Genomic DNA, 19,766 nt, shown 5'->3' on the forward strand with positions numbered 1-19,766 from the left:
CCACGGCGCGGCGGGGTGGGCCCCGGCGGGTGCGCGCGGGCCGGCCGGGCCGGACACCTGGCGCAACGACCGTGCCCGCCGCGGGCGTTACGCCAGGACCGTCGTGCGGTAGGAGGCGTGGCGTTCGACCAGGGCCGCGTGGGGGGCGATGTCCGTGACCCGGCCCGTGTCGTCGATCAGGGCCACGCGGTCGGTGACGGCCAGGAGGGCGGGGCTGGTGGTGACCAGGACGGTGGTGCGGGCGGGGGCGGCGGTGCGCAGGTCGCGCAGGCCCGCCGCGACGCGGGCCTCGGTGACGGCGTCCACGGCGGTCGTCGGGTCGTGGAGGACGAGAACTGGCGGGTCGGCGGCCAACGCCCGGGCCAGGGCGACGCGTTGGCGCTGGCCACCGGAGAGGAAGCAGCCGCGTTCGCCCACCGGCGTGTCCGCGCCGGCGGGCAGCGCGCGGACCATCTCCCCCACCCCGGCCGCGGCCATCGCGGCGGGGGCGGCCGGGCCCTCGCCGATGTTCTCCGCGACGGTGCCGGCGAACAGGTCCGCGTCGTGGGCCGCGACGAGCACCTCGGCGCGGAACCGCTCGATGTCCAGGGTCCGCACGTCCGTGCCGTCCAGCTCGACCGCGCCGCCCTCCGGGGGGTCGGCCTCGCGGCCCAGCCAGGCCAGGAGTTCGCGGGCGCGGCCCGGGTCGGTGACGGCCACGCCGAGGATCTCGCCGGGCTCGGCGGCCAGTTCGAGCCCGCCGGGGCCGCGGACCCGCAGGCGGCCGGCCGGCGGGAGGGCGGGCGTTCCGGAGGCGTCCGTCACCGCGCCGGGCGCGGCCAGGACCTCGGCGACGCGGGTGGCGGAGGCGCGGCCCTGGGCCAGCTCGGCGTTGACCCAGGAAAGCGTCTCCAGCGGCCCGAGGAGGAAGAGCGCGAGGCCGACGGCCGAGACGAGCGCGCCGAGGGAGAGGTCGCCCTCGGCGGCGAGCCGCCCGCCGACGAGGGCGACGACGGCGATGAACACGCCGGTCAGCGCGGCGGTCAGCCCGCTGTGCCAGGCCTCCGCGCGGGCGGCGCGCAGCGTCGCCCCGAGGGAGGCGCGGCTGGTGGCGCGGTAGCGCGCGACGGCGGCGGGGACCGCGCCGATGCCCTTGAGAGCGCGCAACCCGGCGACCAGGTCGGCGGCCACGCCCGAGGCGTGCGCCGCGCGCTCCTGCTCGACCGCGCTGCGCCGCTCCAGCGGCTTGCTCAGCAGGTGCCCGGTCCACAGCAGGACGGGCGTTCCCAGCAGGACGAGCAGGCCGAGCGGGACGGATATCCGCAGCAGGACGACGGCCGCGGTCAGCAGGCCGGTCAGGGCGGCGACGCCGAGGGTGAGGGCCATGTTGACCGCGCCGACGCGCCGGGTGTCCTCGGCGGCGACGCTGGTCAGCTCGCCGGGGAGGCGGGTGCGCTCGGCGCCGCCGGCGGGGAGGAGGACGCGGCCGACGAGGTCGAGGCGCAGGGCGTGGGCGGCGCGCTCGGCGGCGCGTTCACCGGCGCGCGCGCCGAAGCGGAAGCTGGTGGACAGGCCGAGGTAGACGAGGGCGAGGACGGCGAGCCAGACGACCAGGCCGCCCGCGTCGCCGCCGGCCACGGCCTGGTCGACCACGACGCCGATGAGCACCGGGACCAGCGCCTCGCCGACCTGGTGGCCCGCGCCGAGGAGCGCGCCGGTCGCGACGCCCCACCGCTGCCCGCCGACGGCGCGGCGCAGCACGTCCCGCCCTCCGGACGGCTTCCGTTCTTCCACCGCGCCTCCCGCACAACTTAGGGAAGGCTACCCTCAGCGTGCCGCGAGGACCAGGCCGGCCCTCGCGCGCGGGGCACGCTCGCCCGTTCGGGTGGAACGGCCGGAGCGGGCGTTGACCCGGGGCGGCGGCGCGGTACCCGGGCGGCACCGGCGGGCGTTCCGCCGGAGCACGCGCGCACCGTCCGGAGGCTGCCCATGGGAACACGACCGGAGTACGTCGGCCGGGAGGACGAGGGGGACCAGGGGGGCGAGGAGGGGGCGCGGGCCGTTGACGCGCACGGGCGCGCGAGCGCCGGTGAGCCGCTGGACGCCGCCGCGCGCCCCTCCGGCTACGACGAGCGCTTCCTCGGGCCGACGCTCCCGCTGCCCCCGCCCGCCGACCCGGCCGTGGAGACCGTGGTGCTGCCGTACACGCACTTCAGCGTCCGCTTCCGGCCCGACCGGCGGCTGGCCGCCTCGACTGCGGTGGCCATCGACGGCTCGCGGCTGCGCAGCGCGCCCCGCGAGGACGACTGGCGTCTGGACCCGCGCCTGCCCGAGGAGGACCAGGCCGGGGAGGAGGTGTACCGCGAGAACCGGCTGGACCGCGGGCACCTGGTGCGGCGGCTCGACCCCGTGTGGGGGACGGTGGCGGAGGGCGAGCGGGCCAACGCGGACACCTTCCACTACACGAACGCCGCGCCGCAGATGGACGTCTTCAACCAGGGCAAGCGGCTCTGGCTGGGGCTCGAGGACTTCCTGCTGCGGCACGCGGCGCGGTTCGACCGGAAGCTGGCCGTGTTCACGGGGCCGGTGCTGGAGGACTCCGACCCGCCCTACCGCGGCATCCGGGTTCCGCTGCGGTTCTGGAAGGTGGCGGCGTTCATGCAGGGCGGCGAGCTCGCGACCACCGGGTACGTGCTCGACCAGAGCCCGGACCTGACGCGGGAGGCCGCGGAGCGGGCCGTGGCGGCGGCGGTGGCCGCCGCGGAGCCGCCGCCGCTGGGGGCGTTCCGGACGTTCCAGGTGCCGGTCGCTGACATCGCGCGGATCACGGGACTCGACCTCGGGCCGCTGCCGGGGGCGGACCTGCTGCCTGCGGGGGTGCGGGAGCTGCGGGCGTGGACGGAGCTGGCGAGCTTCGAGGACATCGCGATGGAGCGCTGAGGGCCGGGGCGGGCGGGGCGCTCGGCGGGGGCGCGCCGCGTCGCTCCGGGCCCCGCGCGCGGCGCGCGCCGCCGTTCGGCCCGCCCCGGATTGCGCGCCTCGGCGCCCGGCCCAACGGTGAGAACAGCACCGGCGGGGAGCGCTGAGCCGGCGCGCGTCCACACACCCCGGGGGGCAGCGAAAGCACAAGGAGCAACGCCATGAACCCAGCCGCAGGCGACGGCGCCCGCAGGCCCGGCGAGACCGCGTCCATGGCCGACGCGGGCATCCAGAAGTCCTCCGACCAGTACACCGACAAGTTCCTGGTGCTGCTCGACCCCGAGGCGCAGGAGCGCGGCATGGCCGCCCTGCGCAGCTCCGCCGGCATCGCCCCGGCCGAGCGGATCCGGTCCGCGGGGGCGGAGAGCACCGCGGAGATCCTCGACCAGGCGGGCGCGGTGATCCTGGAGGACCTCGGCGTCGGCATCGCCGCGGTCGAACCCGACCAGCGGCAGGCCATGATGGCCACCGCCCAGGACAACTCCTCGATCCTGACCGTCGAGAGGGAGCGCATCGTCTACGCCTCCCAGCGCACCCTCGCCCCCGGCGAGGCGGCGACCGCGGACTACCTGCGCGGATTCCAGGACGGCGTCGGGGAGTTGGTCGCCCACACCCTCCAGCGCATGGAGGCGACGCTGACCCCCGAGGCCGCGGCGGCGGCGTTCGACGAGCGGCGGGCGGCCTGGTCCGTCCAGGCGATCCGGGCGCTGGAGTCGCGTTTCACCGGCCAGGGCGTGAAGGTCGCGGTGCTCGACACCGGCGTGGACACCGACCACCCGGACCTGGCCGGGCGGATCGACGGCACCGCGTCGTTCGTTCCCGGCGAGACCGTGGAGGACACGCACGGGCACGGCACCCACTGCATCGGCTCGGCGTGCGGGCCCATCTCCCCGCGCTCCACGCCCCGTTACGGCGTGGCCGGCGGGGCGCGGATCCTCGCGGCGAAGGTCCTCGACCGGCGCGGCAGGGGCGGCGACGCCGGGATCCTGCAGGCGATGAACTGGGCCGCCTCCCAGGGCTGCAGGGTCATCTCCATGTCCCTGGGCATGCCGGTCCCCGAAGGCACGCCCCACTCGCGGGTCTTCGAGCAGGTCGCCCGCCGGCTGCTGCGCGCCGGCGTACTGATCGTGGCCGCGGCGGGCAACGAGAGCGAGCGGCCCGGCTTGGTGGCCCCGGTCGGCCACCCGGCCAACTGCCCCTCGATCATGGCCGTCGGCTCCATCGGCCGGACCCTCGAGCCCTCCTCCTTCACCTGCGGCGGTCAGGTGGACATCGCGGCGCCCGGCGAGGACATCTGCTCGGCCGCGCCGGGCGGCGGCTACACCCTGATGGACGGAACGTCCATGGCGACGCCCCACGTCGCCGGCGTCATCGCCCTGCTGGCCGAGGCCCATCCCCAGGCCACCGCGGCGGAGTTGAAGTCGCTGCTGCTCGCGGAGGCCCGCCGCCTGCCGCTCCCGGCTACGGACGTCGGCGCCGGCCTGCTGCAGGCGCCGTGACCGCGCCGCACCCGGTGGACGTGGTGATCGCCGTGGACGCCGCGGACGCGGAACGCTTCGCCGAGGCCGTCACGGCGCTGCGGGCGGCGGGGCTGACCGTCTCCTCCGAACAACCCGGCCTCGGAACGGTCACCGGCACGGCCGCCGAGGACCGCCTCGCGGCCCTGGAGTCGGTTCCCGGCGTCGTGGCCGTGGAACGCGAACGCGTACACCGGCTGCCGCCGCCCGACTCCCCCGTGCAATAGGGCCGTTGGCCGCACTAGGGCCCGGGATGCGACTCCACCGCCGCGCCCCGGGCCCTCGCCTTCCCCCTCTTCCCCTTTAATCGAGGGCGTTGAGCACGGGGAGGTAGCCGCTGCCGTGGCCGGTCGCGGTGGGGTGGTACGACTCCCAGGACGGCAGCGCCAGGTCGTGGAGCCAGTCGTCGCCCGAGCAGAGTTCGTGGCTGTTGAAGGTGGAGCGCACGTCGCCGAAGGCGAAGCCGTGCGCTGCGGCGCGCGCGGAGATCACGGAGGCGAGCAGGTCGGCCGTGTCGTTGATGGCCTCCCGCTTGGTCTCACCGATCCCCGGGCACCACCAGCTCGGCTCGATGTACATCCGGGGGTAACCCATCACCACCACACGGGCGTTTGGCGCCCGCGAACGGATCGCGCCGTAAACGGTGTTGAGCCGCCCGGGCAGCGTGCCGGTGATGAACGTCCGGGCCTGCGCGACCCGGTTGAGGCAGGTGGACTCGGAGCCGGTGACGCAGGCGGCCATCACGTCCGCGAAGCCCGCGTCGTTCCCCCCGATGGAGATCGTGACGAGCCCGGTGGACGCGTTCAGCGCCCCTAGCTGACCCGACGTCACATCCGCGGTGCGCGCCCCGGAACAGGCGGCGAACGAGAACGAGGCCGGCCCGTTGGCGGCGGCCCACCGCGCCGGATAGGCGTTGTTGCTGCGGTGACAGTCACCGCTGGACGAGATGTAGCTCCCGGCGCCGTTGCCCGAGGAGTACGAGTCCCCCAGCGCCACATACGCGGGCGCGGCGGCCTGCGCCGGCCCCGCCCCCAACAGTGCCATGACAAAAGCGAAGGCCAGTACGGCCGCGGCCGACAGGGACCTGGTGAGTCTCACAGGACCTCCAGAAGACGGGATCTCCGTAACTCCCTTGTAACGCCGGGGCTTTGCTTTTGGAAGTGTCCATGCCAAGAATTCAGCTTCCCGCCCGCCACGCGCCGCCCGCGGGCCGCCCGGCGTCCCTCGGGCGCAGGAACGGCCGCCCCGAATGGCCCCATCAGGGAGCGCGGCCACGCCAGGCGGGAAAAAGTGGGAAGAAGCTGGCGGGCGGCGGACGGAGGCGGCCATGGGCGTCACGCGCGGCGCGGACCCGGCCGAGCGGCCGGAGCCGGTGCGGGCCGACCGGCTGCACCTGCTCGCGGCGCTGGACAAGGACTCCACCGACAGCGACGTCCTGACCGCCGCCATCCAGCACGCGGCCGTCGAACTGCACGGCCTGGGCGCCATGGCCTACCTGCGCGCCCGCAGCAAGGCGTGGGACCTGCAGTTGCTGGCGAGCGTCGGCCTGCCCCAGGCGTTCGTCCAGCTCTGGTCCAACGTCTTCGAGGGCCACCCGGTCGCCCCCGCCCTGGCCGTCCGCGAGGGCAGGGCCACCTACCTCCCCACGGCCGAGGCGCCCGAGCCGATGCGCGGGCGCCGCCCGGTCGTCCTCACCACCGCGGCCATCCTGACGGCCGCCGGCATGGCCGCGGTGCCGCTGCCCGGAAAGGAGGGCCCGGTCGGTGCCCTGTGCGTGGTGACACCTCCGGACGACGAGCCGGCCCCCGCCCAGTGGGCATTCCTGGAGGAGGTGGCGCGCTGGGCCGCCGGACGGCTGCGGCTGTCGCCCCTCAGCCCCGAGGGGCTCGCGCCCCCCCTGCTGCAACGGCCGGAGCGCGGCCAGGAGGGGGAGGCCGCGCTTGCCGGAACCTGGCGGTGGGACCTCAGGACGGGGAGCCTGACCGTGAGCGAGGGCGCCTTCGACGCGATCGGCGTGGACCGCAAGCACCTCGACGGGCGCATCGAGACCTGGAGCAGCCTCATCCACCCCCAGGACCTCCCCTGGGTGACGGAGGCCGGCGACCGCGCGATCCGCACCCGCGGCGTGCAGGACTGCGAGTACCGGGTGCGCCGCGCGGACGGTACCTACGGCTGGGTGCGGACGCGCGGCCAGGTCGTCACGGACGAGAACGGCGAGCCGGTCCGCATGGACGGCACCACCTGGAACACCAGCGAGACCCATCCGGCGCTGGAGTCGGTGGGCCGCGCCCTGCTCCACATGAGCGACGGGTTCCTGTCCATGAGCGGCGACTGGCGCATCGGCTTCGTCAACGCGGCGGCCGAGAGCCTGCTCGGCCCCTCCGAGGACATCGTCGGCCGCCCCCTGTGGGAGGTGCCCAGCCTGCGGAACGCGACGGGGGTCGAGGACCGGTGCCGCGCCGCCGTCGCCGAGGGCGAGTCCCAGAGCTTCGAGGCGCCGGGGCCCGAGGGCGACCGGTGGTTCCACCTGCGGCTGGTGCCCGTCCCCGACGGGCTCACCGTCTACGTCGCCGACATCACGGAGGAGCGCCGGCGCGAGGCCGAGCGGAAGGCCGCCGAGCGGGCCGCGGCCGAACGGGCCGCCCTGGTCGGCGAGCTCACCCGTGCCCTCGCCGAGGCGGTCACCGCCCAGGACGTGGTCACCGCCGTCGCCGACAGCGTTCTCCCGGCCATCGGCGCCAGCGGACTGCTGGTCGCGGACCTGGAGAACGAACGGCCGCGCATCGTCGGCGCGGTCGGCCACTCCCGCGCCTTCCTCGACCGCCTCCTGGGCACCCGGGTGGTCACCGCCTCCACCGCCGAGGTGCTGCGCACCCGCGAGCCGATGTTCACCGAGTCGGCGGCCGTCTTCACCGCCGAGCACCCCAAGCTGGCCCACCTCGTCGCGGCCGGGGGAAAAGAGGCGTGGGTCATCCTCCCGCTGATCGCCTCCGGCCGCCCCATCGGCAGCTCCGCGATCTCCTTCGACCACCCGCGGCAGTTCAGCGAGGACGAACGCACCCTGCTGACCGCGCTGAGCAGCCTGGTCGCCCAGGCGCTGGAGCGGGCGGGCCTCTACGACGAGGCCATCACCCGCGCCCGCGAGCTGCAGCGCGCCCTGCTCCCCCGCGTCCTGCCCTCGCTCCCGGCCCTCACCGCCGCGGCCCGCTACCTGCCGGCCGGAGCCGACACGGAGGTCGGCGGCGACTGGTACGACATCCTGCCCCTGTCCTCCGAGCGCGTGGCCCTCGTCGTCGGAGACGTCATGGGCCACGGCATGTCCGAGGCCGCGACGATGGGGCGCCTGCGCACCGCCGCCCGCACGCTCTCCGAGCTGGAACTGCCGCCGGAGGACATCCTGGCCCACCTCAACGACATCGTCGCCGAGCTGAGCGACGAGCGGTTCGCGACCTGCCTCTACGGCGTCTACGACTCGGTCACCGGCCGCTTCTCCTACGCCAGCGCCGGCCATCCGCCGCCCGCCACCGCCCACCCGGACGGCACCGTCACCTACCCCGGGACCCTGCCCAACCCTCCCCTGGGCATCGCCGCCCCTCCGTACGACACCGTCGAGACCCACCTTCCCGACGGCGGCCTGCTGGCCCTGTTCACCGACGGCCTGGTCGAATCCCGCGCCCGCGACATCGAGGCGGGCATGGCTCAGCTAGCCGGCCTTCTCGGCCCCGGACGGCCCGACGACCTCGACGCCCTCTGCGACATCGTCACCGCCCGGCTCCTGCCCAGCAGGGACCGCACCAGCGACGACGCCGCCCTCCTCATCGCCCGCACCACCCGGCTCCCCTCCGAGGCCGTGTCCGACTGCCCCCTGCCCGACGACTCCACCGCCGCCGGCGAGGCCCGGGTCCACGTCCGCCACCAGCTCCGGGCCTGGGGCCTGGGCCCGGACGTCGAGATGACCACGGAACTCCTGGTCAGCGAACTCGTGGGCAACGTCGTCCGCCACGCCAAGGGCCCGATCGGCCTCCGCCTGCTCCGCAGCCGCTCCCTGATCTGCGAGGTCTCCGACGGCAGCCTGACCACCCCCCACATCCGCCACACCTCCACGGCCGACGAGGGCGGCCGCGGCCTCCAGCTCATCGCCACCATGGCCGACCGCTGGGGCACCCGCTACACGGGCACCGGCAAGTGCATCTGGACCGAACAATTCCTGACCGAGACCCCGCCCCGCACGCCCTAGCCCCGCCGCCCGGCCTGCCCGAGCGCTGACCACGCGGGCCGCCTCACCCCCGGACAGGGCTGTGGAGCCGCGGAATCGCCGACCGCAATAATAAGAGTTTTGTTAAAGTGGCTCCATGGCCACCTCCCCCGTCCCCGGCGAAGGCCCCGTCCGCCCCGTCTCGGTCTCCCTCCACGAGGGGACCATCGCGGCTCTCAAGGCACGCACCGGCAGGCGCGGCATGTCCGCCTACGTCGAAGCCCTCATCCAGCGCCAACTGGAACGCGACCGACTGCGCGAACTCATCGAAGACTCCGAAGCCGCACACGGCCCCGTCGACCAGGCAGCCGTCGATGCCAAGCGAGCGATCCTGCGCGGTGACACGACCGGCCCGGCCGACGCCGCGTGAGCGGCACCCTCGTCCTGGACTGCGAGGGGCTGTCCAAGCTCGTGCGCCGCGTCCCCGAGCTCACCGAATGGCTGGCCGCGGCCGAGGCCGAGGACATCCGCGTGGTCGCGAGCTCGGTCACCCTCGTCGAAGCCCGCGACCCCAGGACCAACCAGTCCCGCTTCGACCACGCCGTCTCCCGCGTGAACATCGTCCCGCCCACCGAGGCCATCGCCCGCCATGCGAGCAAGCTCCTCGCCTCGGCCGGGCTGCACGGACACAAGTACGCCCTCGACGCCATCGTCGCCGCTACCGCGCTCGCCTCGCCCGCCCCGGTGACCATCCTGACCTCGGACCCCGGAGACCTCCTGGCTCTGTGCGGCTCCGGCATCCGCGTCATCAAAGTCTGACCCGCGCGCCACCCGGCACCCGCCCTCAGAGTTCGCCGGCACAGCCATACGACGGGCGACTTCCCCCGCGGGTCCGTGATGCCGGTCCCCACTCCCACGGGAGCGCACGGCCAGCGTGGGGACCGGATCCGAGATGGCGCAGCATCAGGCATTACGAGACCCCGCAAGATCACCCGGGTGGTGCCGGAAGGTGCTGCGGAATTCCGTTTCCGCGGGTCAGAAGCTTGCGACCCCGCTCGGCGTGAAGCCTGGTCCGCCCTCGTGTTACCCAGTCCGCTCACGCAGTCGCGGCGAGGCGCGCGCTCAGCGGTGGTCGGAGGTCAGCCTCGACACCGGCATGCCACCCCGTTCGTGCGGGAGGCGGCATCTACCAGAGCGTCTTCCCGCACGTCGCCAGGGAAGCGGCCGAGGCAGCCGCCAAGCTGGTTCCCCGCGCAGGTCAGAAGCGGGACGACTAGCCACAGCACCGCAAGAAGAGCCGGAAGGGGAAGGGCAAGAAGCGGGATCGCTGAGGCCTCGCTCACGCAAGGAGTCCCGTCCCAATCACCGTCTGAGCGGCTGAAGATCGCGGACAGCCAAAGACCCAGGTCGGTAAGTACCTGACCTGGGCCTCGCCGGAGCCGCCTAAGGGAATCGAACCCTTGACCTACGCATTACGAGTGCGTCGCTCTGGCCGACTGAGCTAAGGCGGCTGGCGCGTGCGTCCGAATGGGGCACGGCGGTGGTCAGTCTACACAGGTTTGGAGGGGGTTCCGGCACGGCGGTGGCGGCGGAGGTCCTCGGTGGCCTCGCGGAGGGCGCGCAGGCGTTTGGACCAGCGGCGGCAGTCGGGGCATGCGGTGAGGTGGGTTTCGAGCTCCAGGTCCGTGACTCCTGGGGGGAGGGGGTTGCCGTCGGCGTGGGCCGATATGGCGGTGCGGTAACGGATGCACGGCATGGCCGACATGATCGCAGGGTTCAGCAGGTGCTGCCGTCCTCCGGGCTGGTGTTCTGAAGGAGGTAGGCGTTGACGGCGCCGTCGACGCAGGCGTTGCCGCTGCCGTAGGAGCCGTGGCCGTCGCCGTCGCGGGTCAGGAGGATGCCGGAGTCGAGCTGGTCGGCGAGGCCCTGGGCCCAGGCGTAGGGGGTGGCCGGGTCGCGGGTGGTTCCGATGACGAGGATGTCGGGGGCGCCGGCGGCGTTGACCGTGACGGGCTCGCCGGTGGGCTCCAGGGGCCAGGCGGCGCACAGGAGTGTGGCCCAGGCGAAGTCGGCGCCGAAGGTGGGGGACGCCTCCTCGTAGGCGGGAAGGGCCTCGCGGACCTCCTCGGGGTCGGCGTTGCCGGCCGGGCTGTCCAGGCAGCTGATGGCCGGGAAGGCGAACATGCTGCTGCCGTAAGTGCCGTCCGCCTCGCGGTCGTTGTAGGAGTCGGAAAGGGTCAGCAGGCCGGCGCCGTCCCCCTCCTCCATGGCGGCGGTCAGCGCGCCGCGCAGCTCGGGCCAGGCCGCCTCGCTGTAGAGGGCGGAGGCGACGCCGGTGGTGGCCAGGGACTCGGTGAGCGGGCGTTCGGGGTCGCCGGAGGGGATGGGCCGGGCGTCCACCTCGGCGAAGAAGTCGAGGAGGGCCTGGGAGGCGGCGTCGGTGTCGCCGGTGCCCAGGGGGCAGTCGGCCTGGGAGGCGCAGTCCTCGGCGAAGGCGCGGAAGGCCGTCTCGAAGCCGCCGGCCTGCTCGCGGTCGGCGTCGCGGGTGGGGAGGCGGGGATCGACGGCCGCGTCCAGGACGAGGCGGCCGGCGCGCTGCGGGAAGAGGCCGGCGTAGACCGCGCCGAGCTTGGTGCCGTAGGAGAAGCCGAGGTAGTGCAGCCGCTCGTCGCCGAGGACGGCGCGGGCCACGTCCATGTCGCGGGCGGTCTCGATGGTGGAGATGTGGCCGAGCAGCTCGCCGGCGTCCTCGGCGCAGCCCTGGGCGAACTCCTCCATGGAGGCGACCAGCTCGTTCACCTCGGCCTCGGAGTCGGGGGTGCGGTCGGTGAGGGTGTACTCGTCCATCTCGGGGCCGGTGAGGCACTCGACGGGCTCGCTGCCTCCGGTGCCGCGCGGGTCGACGCCGACCATGTCGTACCGGGCGCGGACCTCGCCGGGGAAGAGGTACTCGGCGACGCCCTGGGCGAAGTCGGCGGCGGAGGAGCCGGGGCCGCCGGGGTTGAGCAGGAGGGAGCCGATGCGCTCGCCGGGGCCGGTGGCCGGGAGGCGGGTGACGGTGACCTGGATGTCCTCGGAGCGGTCGACGTTCTCGTAGTCCAGGGGGACGGTCAGCTCGGCGCACTCCCAGCCGCCCCCGCCGCAGGGGCTCCAGCTCAGGCGCTGGTCGTAGTACGGCCGCAGCTCGTCGGGGATCTGCTCGGGCAGGGGCTCCAGCGGGTCGGCGTCGGGGGCCGGGCGGACGGAGCTGCCTGAGTCGCTGGGGCCGCGGCCCTCGGGCCTGCCGTCGTCGGAGGAGCAGGCGGTGAGCAGCAGGGCCGTCGCGGCGACGGGCGCGAGCAGGGCTGCGGTGGTGGTGCGGCGCATGGGCTTCCCGGGAGGTGCGGTGGTGAGGGTGGGCGGGTCGGATCGGGCAAGAGGGCGCGAGGGCCGGCGGCTCAGCGCAGGGCCATGGTCATGGCCTCCACGGCGAGCAGGGGGGCGACGTTCCGGTCGAGGGCCTCGCGGCAGGCGAGGACGGCCTCCATCCGGCGGAGGGTCTGCTCGGGGCGGGTGGCCGCGGCGACGCGGTCGACGGCCGCCGCGGACTCGCCGCCGGCCAGGGCCGTGGCGGAGCCGAACTGCCGGGCCAGGACGTCGCGGTAGAACCCGGTGAGGTCGATGAGGGCGAGGTCGAGGGCGTCCCGCTGGGTGCGGGTGGCGCGGCGCTTCTGACGGTCCTCCAGCTCCTTCATGGCGCCGGCGGTGCCGCGGGGCAGGCGCTTGCCGTCGGCGGCGCCGAGGGCGGCGCGCAGCTCCTCGGTCTCCTTCTCGTCCAGCTCCTCGGCCAGCTCCTTGGCGTCCGCGGAGGCGGCGTCCACCAGCTCCTGGGCGGCGCGCAGGCAGCCGCCGACGTCGGTGAGCCGCTCGGGGAGGGCGAGGACGGCGGCGCGGCGGGAGCGGGCGCGCTCGTCGGTGGCCAGGCGCTTGGCGCGCCCTATGTGCCCCTGGGTGGCGCGGGCGGCGGTGAGGGCGACCTCGGGCTCGATGCCGTCGCGGCGCATCAGGATGTCGGCCACGGCGTCGACGGGCGGGGTGCGCAGCGCGAGGTGGCGGCAGCGGGAGCGGATGGTGGGCAGCGCGTCCTCGGTGGAGGGGGCGCACAGCAGCCAGACGGTGCGGGGCGCGGGCTCCTCGACGGCCTTGAGCAGGACGTTGCCCGCGCCCTCGGTGAGCCGGTCGGCGTCCTCCAGGACGATCACCTGCCAGCGGCCCCCGGCGGGCGCGAGCTGGGCGCGGCGGACCAGCTCGCGCGTCTCCTTGACGCCGATGGTGAGGAGGTCGGTGCGGACGACCTCGACGTCGGCGTGGGTGCCGATGAGGGTGGTGTGGCAGCCGTCGCAGAAGCCGCAGCCGGGCGTGCCGCCGAGGGCGAGATCGGGGCTGACGCACTGGAGGGCCGCGGCGAACGCCCGCGCGGCGGTGGAACGCCCGGATCCGGGCGGGCCGGTGAACAGCCAGGCGTGGGTCATGGCGGAGCCCGAGCCGGAGGCGGAGCCGGCAGAGGCAGAGGCAGAGGCAGAGGGAGAAGGAGAAGGGGCGGCGGACTCGGCCGTGGCCCGGGTCAGGGCGTCGCGCGCCGCGGCGGCGAGCTGTGCCGTGACCCGCTCCTGGCCGACCAGGTCGTCCCAGACGCTCACGCTCGGCTCCTCTCCCCGACTCCGCGTGACCGGACGTACACCATTCTGCGTCACGCCACTGACAACGCCCCCGCTAGCGGCGCTCGGGCCCGTCGGGGCCCTTCTCGTCCTCCTCCTCGTACCGGTGCGGGCCCAGCAGCTCGTCGGCGAGGGTGGGGACATCGTCCAGCGGCGTCTCCTCGGCCCACTCCGGGCGGCCCCGCCCCTCGGCGGCGTCCGGCGCGGGGCCGTCGCCGATCACCGGCAGCGGGCGGGTCGTTCCGGAGGGGCCGTCCGCGTCCTCGGGCCGGGGCAGCGTGGCGGTCTCCTCGCTGTCGGGGTCGGGGGCGGCGGCGGGGCGCGGGAGCTGCTGGGTCTCGGTGCTGTCCTCGGCGGCGCGGCGGGCCTGTTCGGCGCGGAGCAGGGCCTCCTCGGCCTTGCGCTGCTTCTCGCGGCGGCGCTCCTCGGCCTGGGCGCGCAGCCGCGCCTCCTCCTCGGCCTCCTTGCGGCGGCGCTCCTCCTCCTCGCGGCGGACCCGCTCCTCGGCCTCCAGCCGGCGGCGTTCCTCCTCGGCGCGCCGCCTGGCCTCCTCGGCCCGGAGGCGGGCCTCCTCGGCGCGGCGCAGCTCCTCCGCGAGACGGCGCTGCTCCTCCTCGCGGCGGCGGCGCTCTTCTTCCTCGGCGCGAATCCGGGCCAGTTCCTCCTGGCGTTCGCGCTCCCGGCGCTCCTCTTCCTCCTTGCGCCTGCGCTCCTCCTCCGCGCGCCGGCGCGCCTCCTCCTCGGCGCGCCGCCTGGCCTCCTCCTGGGCGCGGATCTCGGCCTCGGAGAGCGGGAGCATCTGGTCGAGCCGGTGCCGCGCGGCGGTGGTGACCGACTCGGGGTCCTGCCCGGCGTCGACGACGAGGTACCGGGCAGGGTCGGCGGCGGCCAGCGCCAGGAACCCGGCGCGCACCCGCTGATGGAACTCGCTGGGCTCGGACTCCAGCCGGTCGGGCGCCTCGGTGAAGCGTTCGCGCGCGGTCTCGGGCGAGACGTCGAGCAGGACGGTCAGGTGCGGGACCAGGCCGCCGGTGGCCCAGCGGGAGATGCGGGCGACCTCGGCGGCGGACAGGTCGCGGCCCGCGCCCTGGTAGGCGACGGAGGAGTCGAGGTAGCGGTCGGAGATGACGACGGCGCCGCGTTCGAGGGCGGGCCGGATCACGGAGGCGACGTGCTCGGCGCGGTCGGCGGCGTAGAGCAGGGCCTCGGCCTCGTGGGAGAGGCCGCTGGAGGAGACGTCGAGCAGGATGGTGCGCAGCCGCTGGCCGATGGGCGTGGCGCCGGGCTCGCGGGTGACGACGACCTCGTGACCCTTGCCGCGGATCCACTCGGCCAGGGCCTCGGTCTGCGTGGTCTTGCCCGCGCCGTCGCCGCCCTCGACGGCGATGAAGAAGCCGGTGGCGGCCGGGGCGGGGGCGTTGCGGTCGGGGGCGCGAACGGCCTCGGCGAGGTCGCGGCGCAGCGGGACCCCGCGCCGGTCGTCGGTGCGGCCGAGCACGACGGCGGCCACGGGCAGCAGCAGCGCGCCGAGGACCATCAGGGTGAACGCGGCCCCGCCGTGCTGGATGACGAACTGGCCGCGCTCGACCCGGTGGGGGCCGATGAAGGCGGCGGCGAGCGGCGCGGCGACGGCGGCCAGCGCGACGGCGACGCGGGAGACGGCGTGCAGGTGGCGGGTCAGGCGCGGGCGGCGGAAGTCCTCGGTCTCCTGCTCCAGCAGCACGTGGCCGGTGTGCGCGGCGATTCCGGCGGCCGTTCCGGTGGCGGCGGCGGTGAACAGGACGGTGGCCGGGTCGGAGATGAGGCCGGTGCCGAACAGGCCGAGGCCGGTCAGCGCGATGGCCAGGGCGAACAGGCGCCGCCGGGAGAGCGCGGGCAGCACGGCGGGCGCGAGGCGGACGCCGGCCACCACGCCGCCGGTCAGGGCGAGGACCAGCAGGCCGAACGTCACCGGGCCGCCGCCCTGGTCGGCGGCGTGCAGCACGCCGAGCGCGGAGGCGGCGGCGATCGCGGCGGCCACGGCGGCACAGCCGAGGACGAGGAAGGGAACGGCCCCGGTGCGGCCCTTCCCGGCGCCGGCCGGGGAGGCGGGGGTGCGCAGGCCCTCCAGCGGGGAGACCGGGCGGCGCGGCGGGGCGGCGGGCAGCCGCAGGAAGTACAGGACGGAGATGGCCGAGGCGAAGAGGCCGGCGGCGATGTAGGAGGCCATCGCGGCCTGGTGCTCGGAGAACCAGCCCAGCCGCGTGGCCAGCAGGTTGGACAGGAGGGCGGCGGCGACGAGGGCCGCGGCGGCGGCCGGGACGGCGAGGTAGCCGGTGCGCAGCCATAGGCGCCGCAGGGCCTCGGGGTGGTCCGGGAGGGGGCGCACGGCGGCGCCCTCGGGGGGCGGCGGCGGCAGCAGCGCGGGGGCGACGCCGTCGCGGGCGACGGTCCACACGCGTTCCGCCAGACCGGTGACCAGGACGGTGATCAGCAGGTAGACGTACGCGCTGTCGGGGAGCCAGTCGATCCACAGGGGGGCGACGATCAGCAGGGCGACGCGCAGGGCGTCGGCGCCGATCATGGTCCAGCGCCGATCCAGCGGACCGTCCGCGCCGAGCAGCCCGGCGATGGGGCCGAGCAGCAGCACGCCGCCGATGAGCGTGGCGGCCAGGCGGACCGCGATGGTGACGGTGACGGCCAGGGCGACGCCGCGGTACTCGCCGCCGAAGAGCGGCTCGCCGCCCTCGGGGACGTACAGCGCCGCCTGGACGGAGAGCAGGATCAGCACCAGCAGGGCGAGCGCGTCGGCGGTGCCGCCGGCGACCTGGGCCTCCCACAGCCGGCGGAGCCGGGGGACCTGCAACAGCGCCTGCCTGGCGCGCTCGCGGGAGTCCGCGGCGAGCGCCTCGTCGGTGGCGCCCGGGGCGGGGTCAACAACCTGGGGTTGCTCTGCACGCGTCATTCGGCCAGCGTAACCTTCACGGCGAAGGGTGTTGCCACCTGCCCGAACATTTGCCCGGGTAACGGCGGCCGGTCCGGACGAGGCTACTCCGCTTCGGCGGCAGCCCGCCCGCCGGACGGCGTATTCCCTGCGGCGGCGGGGGCGCGGACGGGGCGCGGGGGCGGGGGCGTTTGCGGGTGCCGCCGTTCTTGGGGCCGCTGGTTTCTTCGCAGTTGTCTGGTTCGCAAGGGTCTGCCGGGCGGGGGCGGTGCGTCTCGTTCGCGGTGGTTCCGGCGGGAGCGGCACCCGAGCCCGGCCGTTGCGCGGAACGACCGCGCGCGCCCCCGGCCGTTCCCGCGAACGCCCGCCCGGGCCGTCACGGCCAACGCCCGCCCCGGCCGTTGCGTCGAACGAACGCCCGCGCTGGGGCCGTTGCGCGGAACGACCGCGCGCGCCCCGGGCGTTGTCCCTCCCCCGCTACGGGGTGTCGGCGCCCACCTCGGCCGACTCCGCCGTCTTCGCCGCGGCCGTCTTCCTGGCCGGGGCCTTCTTGGCCGCGGCCGTCTTCTTCGCGGCGGTGGTCTTCCTGGCCGCCGTGCTCTTGGCCGCCGTCGTCTTCTTCGCCGCGGTCTTCTTGGCGGCCGTGGTCTTCTTCGCCGCGCCCCCGGCCGCCGTCTTCTTCGCGGCCGTCTTCTTGGCGGTCTTCTTCGCCGGCCCCTTGGCCCGCTTCTCCGCCAGCAGCTCGTAGCCGCGCTCCGGCGTGATGGTCTCCGGGTCGTCGTCGCGCCGCAGCGTCGCGTTGGTCTCCCCGTCCGTGACGTACGGCCCGAACCGCCCGTCCTTGACCACCACGGGGCGGCCGGTCACCGGGTCCTCGCCCAGCTCCTTCAGCGGGGGCTTGGCTGCGGCCCGCCCGCGCTGCTTGGGCTGGGCGTAGATCGCCAGCGCCTCCTCCAGCGTGACCGTGAACAGCTGCTCCTCGCTGCTCAGCGAGCGCGAGTCCGTCCCCTTCTTCAGGTACGGCCCGTACCGGCCGTTCTGCGCGGTGATCTCCTGGCCCGACTCGGGGTCGGTGCCCACGACGCGCGGCAGGGACAGCAGCTTCAGCGCGTCCTCCAGCGTCACGCTGTCGAGCGACATCGACTTCAGCAGCGAGGCGGTGCGCGGCTTGACGGCGTTCTTACCCGTCGTGGGAACGGACTCGGGCAGCACCTCGGTGACGTACGGGCCGTAGCGCCCGTCCCGCGCGACGATCTGGTGGCCGCTCGCCGGGTCGGTGCCCAGCTCGAAGTCGCCGGTGGGCTTGGCCAGCAGCTCCTTGGCCAGCTCGACGGTCAGCTCGTCCGGCGGCAGGTCGTCGGGGACATCCGCGCGCTTGGGCAGCTGGTCCTCGCCCGCGTCCGGCTCCGGCGGGGCCTCGACATAGGGGCCGTACCGGCCGACGCGCAGCACGATGCCCTCGCCGACGGGGAAGGAGGAGATCTCGCGGGCGTCGATGGCGCCGAGGTCGGTGACCAGCTCCTTGAGGCCGCCGAGGTGGTCGCCGTCGCCGTTGCCCGCGTCGGCGGCGCTCGCGGCCGGGCCGACGGCGGCGGCCGGGCCGACCGCGTCCTCGCGGCCCTCCTCGCCGAAGTAGAAGCGGCGCAGCCACGGCACGGCCTCCGCGTCGCCGGTGGCGATGCGGTCGAGGTCGTCCTCCATCTTGGCCGTGAAGTCGTAGTCCACGAGGCGGCCGAAGTGCTGCTCCAGCAGGTTGACGACGGCGAAGGAGAGGAAGGAGGGGACGAGGGCGGTGCCCTTCTTGAAGACGTACCGCCGGTCCAGGATCGTGCCGATGATCGAGGCGTAGGTGGAGGGGCGGCCGATCTCGCGCTCCTCCAGCTCCTTGACCAGCGTGGCCTCGGTGTAACGGGCGGGCGGCTTCGTCGCGTGCCCGTCCGCCGCCAGCTCCCGGGCGGTGAGCGGGTCGCCCTCGGCGACCTGGGGCAGCCGGCGCTCGCGGTCGTCGAGGTCGGCGCCGGGGTCGTCCACGCTCTCGACGTACGCCTTGAGGAAGCCGTGGAAGGTGATCACCTTGCCGGTCGCGCTGAACTCGCAGTCCCGCCCGTCCGCGCTGGTGCCGCCGACGCGGACGGCGACCGACTGGCCGACGGCGTCCTTCATCTGGGAGGCGACGGTGCGCTTCCAGATCAGTTCGTAGAGCCGGTACTGGTCGCCGGTCAGGCCGGTCTCGGCGGGGGTGCGGAAGCGGTCCCCCGAGGGCCGGATCGCCTCGTGCGCCTCCTGGGCGTTCTTCACCTTGCTGGTGTAGACGCGGGGGCGGTCGGGGAGGTAGTCGGCGCCGTAGAGCTGCGTGACCTGGGCTCTCGCGGCGGCGACGGCCGTCTCCGACAGGGTGGTGGAGTCGGTCCGCATGTAGGTGATGAAGCCGTTCTCGTACAGGCGCTGGGCGACCTGCATCGTGGCCTTCGCGCCCATGCCCAGCTTCCGCGAGGACTCCTGCTGGAGCGTGGTGGTGCGGAAGGGCGCGTACGGGGAGCGGCGGTAGGGGCGGGACTCGACGGAGCGGACGGCGAAGGAGGTGTCGGCGAGCGCGGCGGCCAGCGCGCGGGCGTTCTCCTCGCTGAGCTGCTGGACCTGACCGGGGTTCTTCAGCCGGCCGTCCGGGCCGAAGTCGCGGCCGGTGGCCACGCGGCGGCCGTCCACGCCGGTGAGGCGGGCGTCGAACGCGCCCTGCTCGGTGGCCGATCCGGGGACGGTGGCGAAGGTGCCGACGAGGTCCCAGTACTCGGCGGAGCGGAACGCGATGCGCTCGCGCTCGCGTTCGACGACCAGGCGGGTGGCGACGGACTGCACCCGCCCGGCGGACAGCCGGGGCATGACCTTCTTCCACAGGACCGGCGAGACCTCGTAGCCGTAGAGGCGGTCGAGGATGCGTCGGGTCTCCTGGGCGTCGACGAGGAGCTGGTTCAGCTCGCGGGGGTTGTCGACGGCGGCGCGGATGGCGTCGCGGGTGATCTCGTGGAAGACCATCCGGCGGACGGGGACCTTGGGCTTGAGCACCTCCTTGAGGTGCCAGGCGATGGCCTCGCCCTCGCGGTCCTCGTCCGTGGCGAGGTAGAGCTCGTCGGAGTCGGCCAGCAGCTCCTTGAGCTTCTTGACCTGGTCCTTCTTGTCGCTGTTGACGACGTAGAGCGGCTCGAAGTCGGCGTCGACGTTGACCCCGAGGCGGGCCCAGGGCTGCCCCTTGTACTTGGCGGGGACCTCGGCGGCGCCGCTGGGCAGGTCGCGGATGTGCCCGACGCTGGCCTCGACCACATACCCGGGGCCGAGGTAGCCCTTGATCGTCTTCGCCTTGGCCGGCGACTCGACGATGACAAGTCGGCGCCCGCCGTTCGCGGTCTCGCTGGTCGGGGACAACGTCTGCTCTTCTCTCCAGCCTCAGGGGAACGTACTGACCGTGCGGAGTGTGACGG

The 19,766-nt window shown here is 74.9% G+C and carries 13 protein-coding genes and 1 tRNA gene; 6 read left to right on the forward strand and 8 right to left on the reverse strand.

Annotation, left to right across the window (positions count from 1 at the left end):
* Window positions 1–87 precede the first annotated feature (87 nt).
* Window positions 88–1,773 carry an ABC transporter ATP-binding protein gene (locus RM780_RS15695; RefSeq protein ID WP_311631339.1) on the reverse strand — a complete coding sequence of 562 codons (1,686 nt, stop codon included), beginning with the start codon at window positions 1,771–1,773 and terminating at the stop codon, window positions 88–90.
* 195 nt (window positions 1,774–1,968) lie between these two features.
* On the opposite strand from RM780_RS15695, the gene RM780_RS15700 reads away from it, so the two are divergent.
* From RM780_RS15700 to RM780_RS15710, 3 genes are all read left to right on the forward strand, one after another.
* On the forward strand, window positions 1,969–2,919 hold the full coding sequence (locus RM780_RS15700; RefSeq protein ID WP_311631340.1) for a DNA/RNA non-specific endonuclease: 951 nt from the start codon (window positions 1,969–1,971) through the stop codon (window positions 2,917–2,919).
* A gap of 200 nt (window positions 2,920–3,119) precedes the next feature.
* Complete coding sequence (locus tag RM780_RS15705; RefSeq protein WP_311631341.1) at window positions 3,120–4,457, forward strand: S8 family peptidase; 1,338 nt, start codon at window positions 3,120–3,122, stop codon at window positions 4,455–4,457.
* Window positions 4,454–4,702 (forward strand): hypothetical protein, encoded by a 249-nt coding sequence (locus tag RM780_RS15710; protein ID WP_311631342.1) that lies wholly within the window; start codon window positions 4,454–4,456, stop codon window positions 4,700–4,702. Before RM780_RS15705 ends, RM780_RS15710 begins: the two co-directional genes overlap by 4 nt.
* Before the next feature lie 76 nt (window positions 4,703–4,778).
* Here RM780_RS15710 and RM780_RS15715 read toward each other — a convergent pair whose 3' ends face one another.
* Window positions 4,779–5,519: an SGNH/GDSL hydrolase family protein gene (locus tag RM780_RS15715; protein WP_311631343.1), complete on the reverse strand. Its 741-nt coding sequence runs from the start codon at window positions 5,517–5,519 to the stop codon at window positions 4,779–4,781.
* Between the two features lie 283 nt (window positions 5,520–5,802).
* Between RM780_RS15715 and RM780_RS15720 the strand changes: the two genes are divergently transcribed.
* The 3 genes from RM780_RS15720 (at window position 5,803) to RM780_RS15730 (ending at window position 9,489) form a co-directional block, all read left to right on the forward strand.
* Window positions 5,803–8,712, forward strand: a complete 2,910-nt coding sequence (locus tag RM780_RS15720) for a SpoIIE family protein phosphatase (RefSeq protein ID WP_311631344.1) — start codon at window positions 5,803–5,805, stop codon at window positions 8,710–8,712.
* A 115-nt stretch (window positions 8,713–8,827) separates the two neighbouring features.
* Window positions 8,828–9,100, forward strand: a complete 273-nt coding sequence (locus tag RM780_RS15725) for a hypothetical protein (RefSeq protein ID WP_311631345.1) — start codon at window positions 8,828–8,830, stop codon at window positions 9,098–9,100.
* Complete coding sequence (locus RM780_RS15730; protein WP_311631346.1) at window positions 9,097–9,489, forward strand: type II toxin-antitoxin system VapC family toxin; 393 nt, start codon at window positions 9,097–9,099, stop codon at window positions 9,487–9,489. The genes RM780_RS15725 and RM780_RS15730 overlap by 4 nt, the downstream gene beginning before the upstream one ends.
* A gap of 618 nt (window positions 9,490–10,107) precedes the next feature.
* Here RM780_RS15730 and RM780_RS15735 read toward each other — a convergent pair.
* From RM780_RS15735 to topA, 6 genes are all read right to left on the reverse strand, one after another.
* Window positions 10,108–10,181, reverse strand: a tRNA-Thr gene (locus RM780_RS15735).
* 38 nt (window positions 10,182–10,219) lie between these two features.
* Window positions 10,220–10,426 carry a zf-HC2 domain-containing protein gene (locus RM780_RS15740; protein WP_311631347.1) on the reverse strand — a complete coding sequence of 69 codons (207 nt, stop codon included), beginning with the start codon at window positions 10,424–10,426 and terminating at the stop codon, window positions 10,220–10,222.
* A 20-nt stretch (window positions 10,427–10,446) separates the two neighbouring features.
* Window positions 10,447–12,036 (reverse strand): alpha/beta hydrolase, encoded by a 1,590-nt coding sequence (locus RM780_RS15745; protein WP_311631348.1) that lies wholly within the window; start codon window positions 12,034–12,036, stop codon window positions 10,447–10,449.
* Between the two features lie 71 nt (window positions 12,037–12,107).
* Window positions 12,108–13,349, reverse strand: a complete 1,242-nt coding sequence (locus RM780_RS15750) for a DNA polymerase III subunit delta' (protein ID WP_311631349.1) — start codon at window positions 13,347–13,349, stop codon at window positions 12,108–12,110.
* Between the two features lie 73 nt (window positions 13,350–13,422).
* On the reverse strand, window positions 13,423–16,311 hold the full coding sequence (gene tmk, locus RM780_RS15755; RefSeq protein ID WP_311631350.1) for a dTMP kinase: 2,889 nt from the start codon (window positions 16,309–16,311) through the stop codon (window positions 13,423–13,425).
* 456 nt (window positions 16,312–16,767) lie between these two features.
* Window positions 16,768–19,710, reverse strand: coding sequence for a type I DNA topoisomerase (topA, locus tag RM780_RS15760; RefSeq protein ID WP_311631351.1), 2,943 nt, complete (start codon window positions 19,708–19,710; stop codon window positions 16,768–16,770).
* Window positions 19,711–19,766 lie beyond the last annotated feature (56 nt).

This window comes from Streptomyces boetiae (assembly GCF_031845405.1).
Classification (GTDB): domain Bacteria; phylum Actinomycetota; class Actinomycetes; order Streptomycetales; family Streptomycetaceae; genus Streptomyces; species Streptomyces boetiae.

Bases quoted from the DNA above. Each gene is read 5' to 3' on its own strand.
- RM780_RS15700 (WP_311631340.1), top strand. From the start codon at position 1,969: ATGGGAACACGACCGGAGTACGTCGGCCGGGAGGACGAGGGGGACCAG.
- RM780_RS15705 (WP_311631341.1), top strand. From the start codon at position 3,120: ATGAACCCAGCCGCAGGCGACGGCGCCCGCAGGCCCGGCGAGACCGCG.
- RM780_RS15715 (WP_311631343.1), bottom strand. From the start codon at position 5,519: ATGGCACTGTTGGGGGCGGGGCCGGCGCAGGCCGCCGCGCCCGCGTAT.
- RM780_RS15720 (WP_311631344.1), top strand. From the start codon at position 5,803: ATGGGCGTCACGCGCGGCGCGGACCCGGCCGAGCGGCCGGAGCCGGTG.
- RM780_RS15725 (WP_311631345.1), top strand. From the start codon at position 8,828: ATGGCCACCTCCCCCGTCCCCGGCGAAGGCCCCGTCCGCCCCGTCTCG.
- RM780_RS15740 (WP_311631347.1), bottom strand. From the start codon at position 10,426: ATGCCGTGCATCCGTTACCGCACCGCCATATCGGCCCACGCCGACGGC.
- RM780_RS15745 (WP_311631348.1), bottom strand. From the start codon at position 12,036: ATGCGCCGCACCACCACCGCAGCCCTGCTCGCGCCCGTCGCCGCGACG.
- tmk (WP_311631350.1), bottom strand. From the start codon at position 16,311: ATGACGCGTGCAGAGCAACCCCAGGTTGTTGACCCCGCCCCGGGCGCC.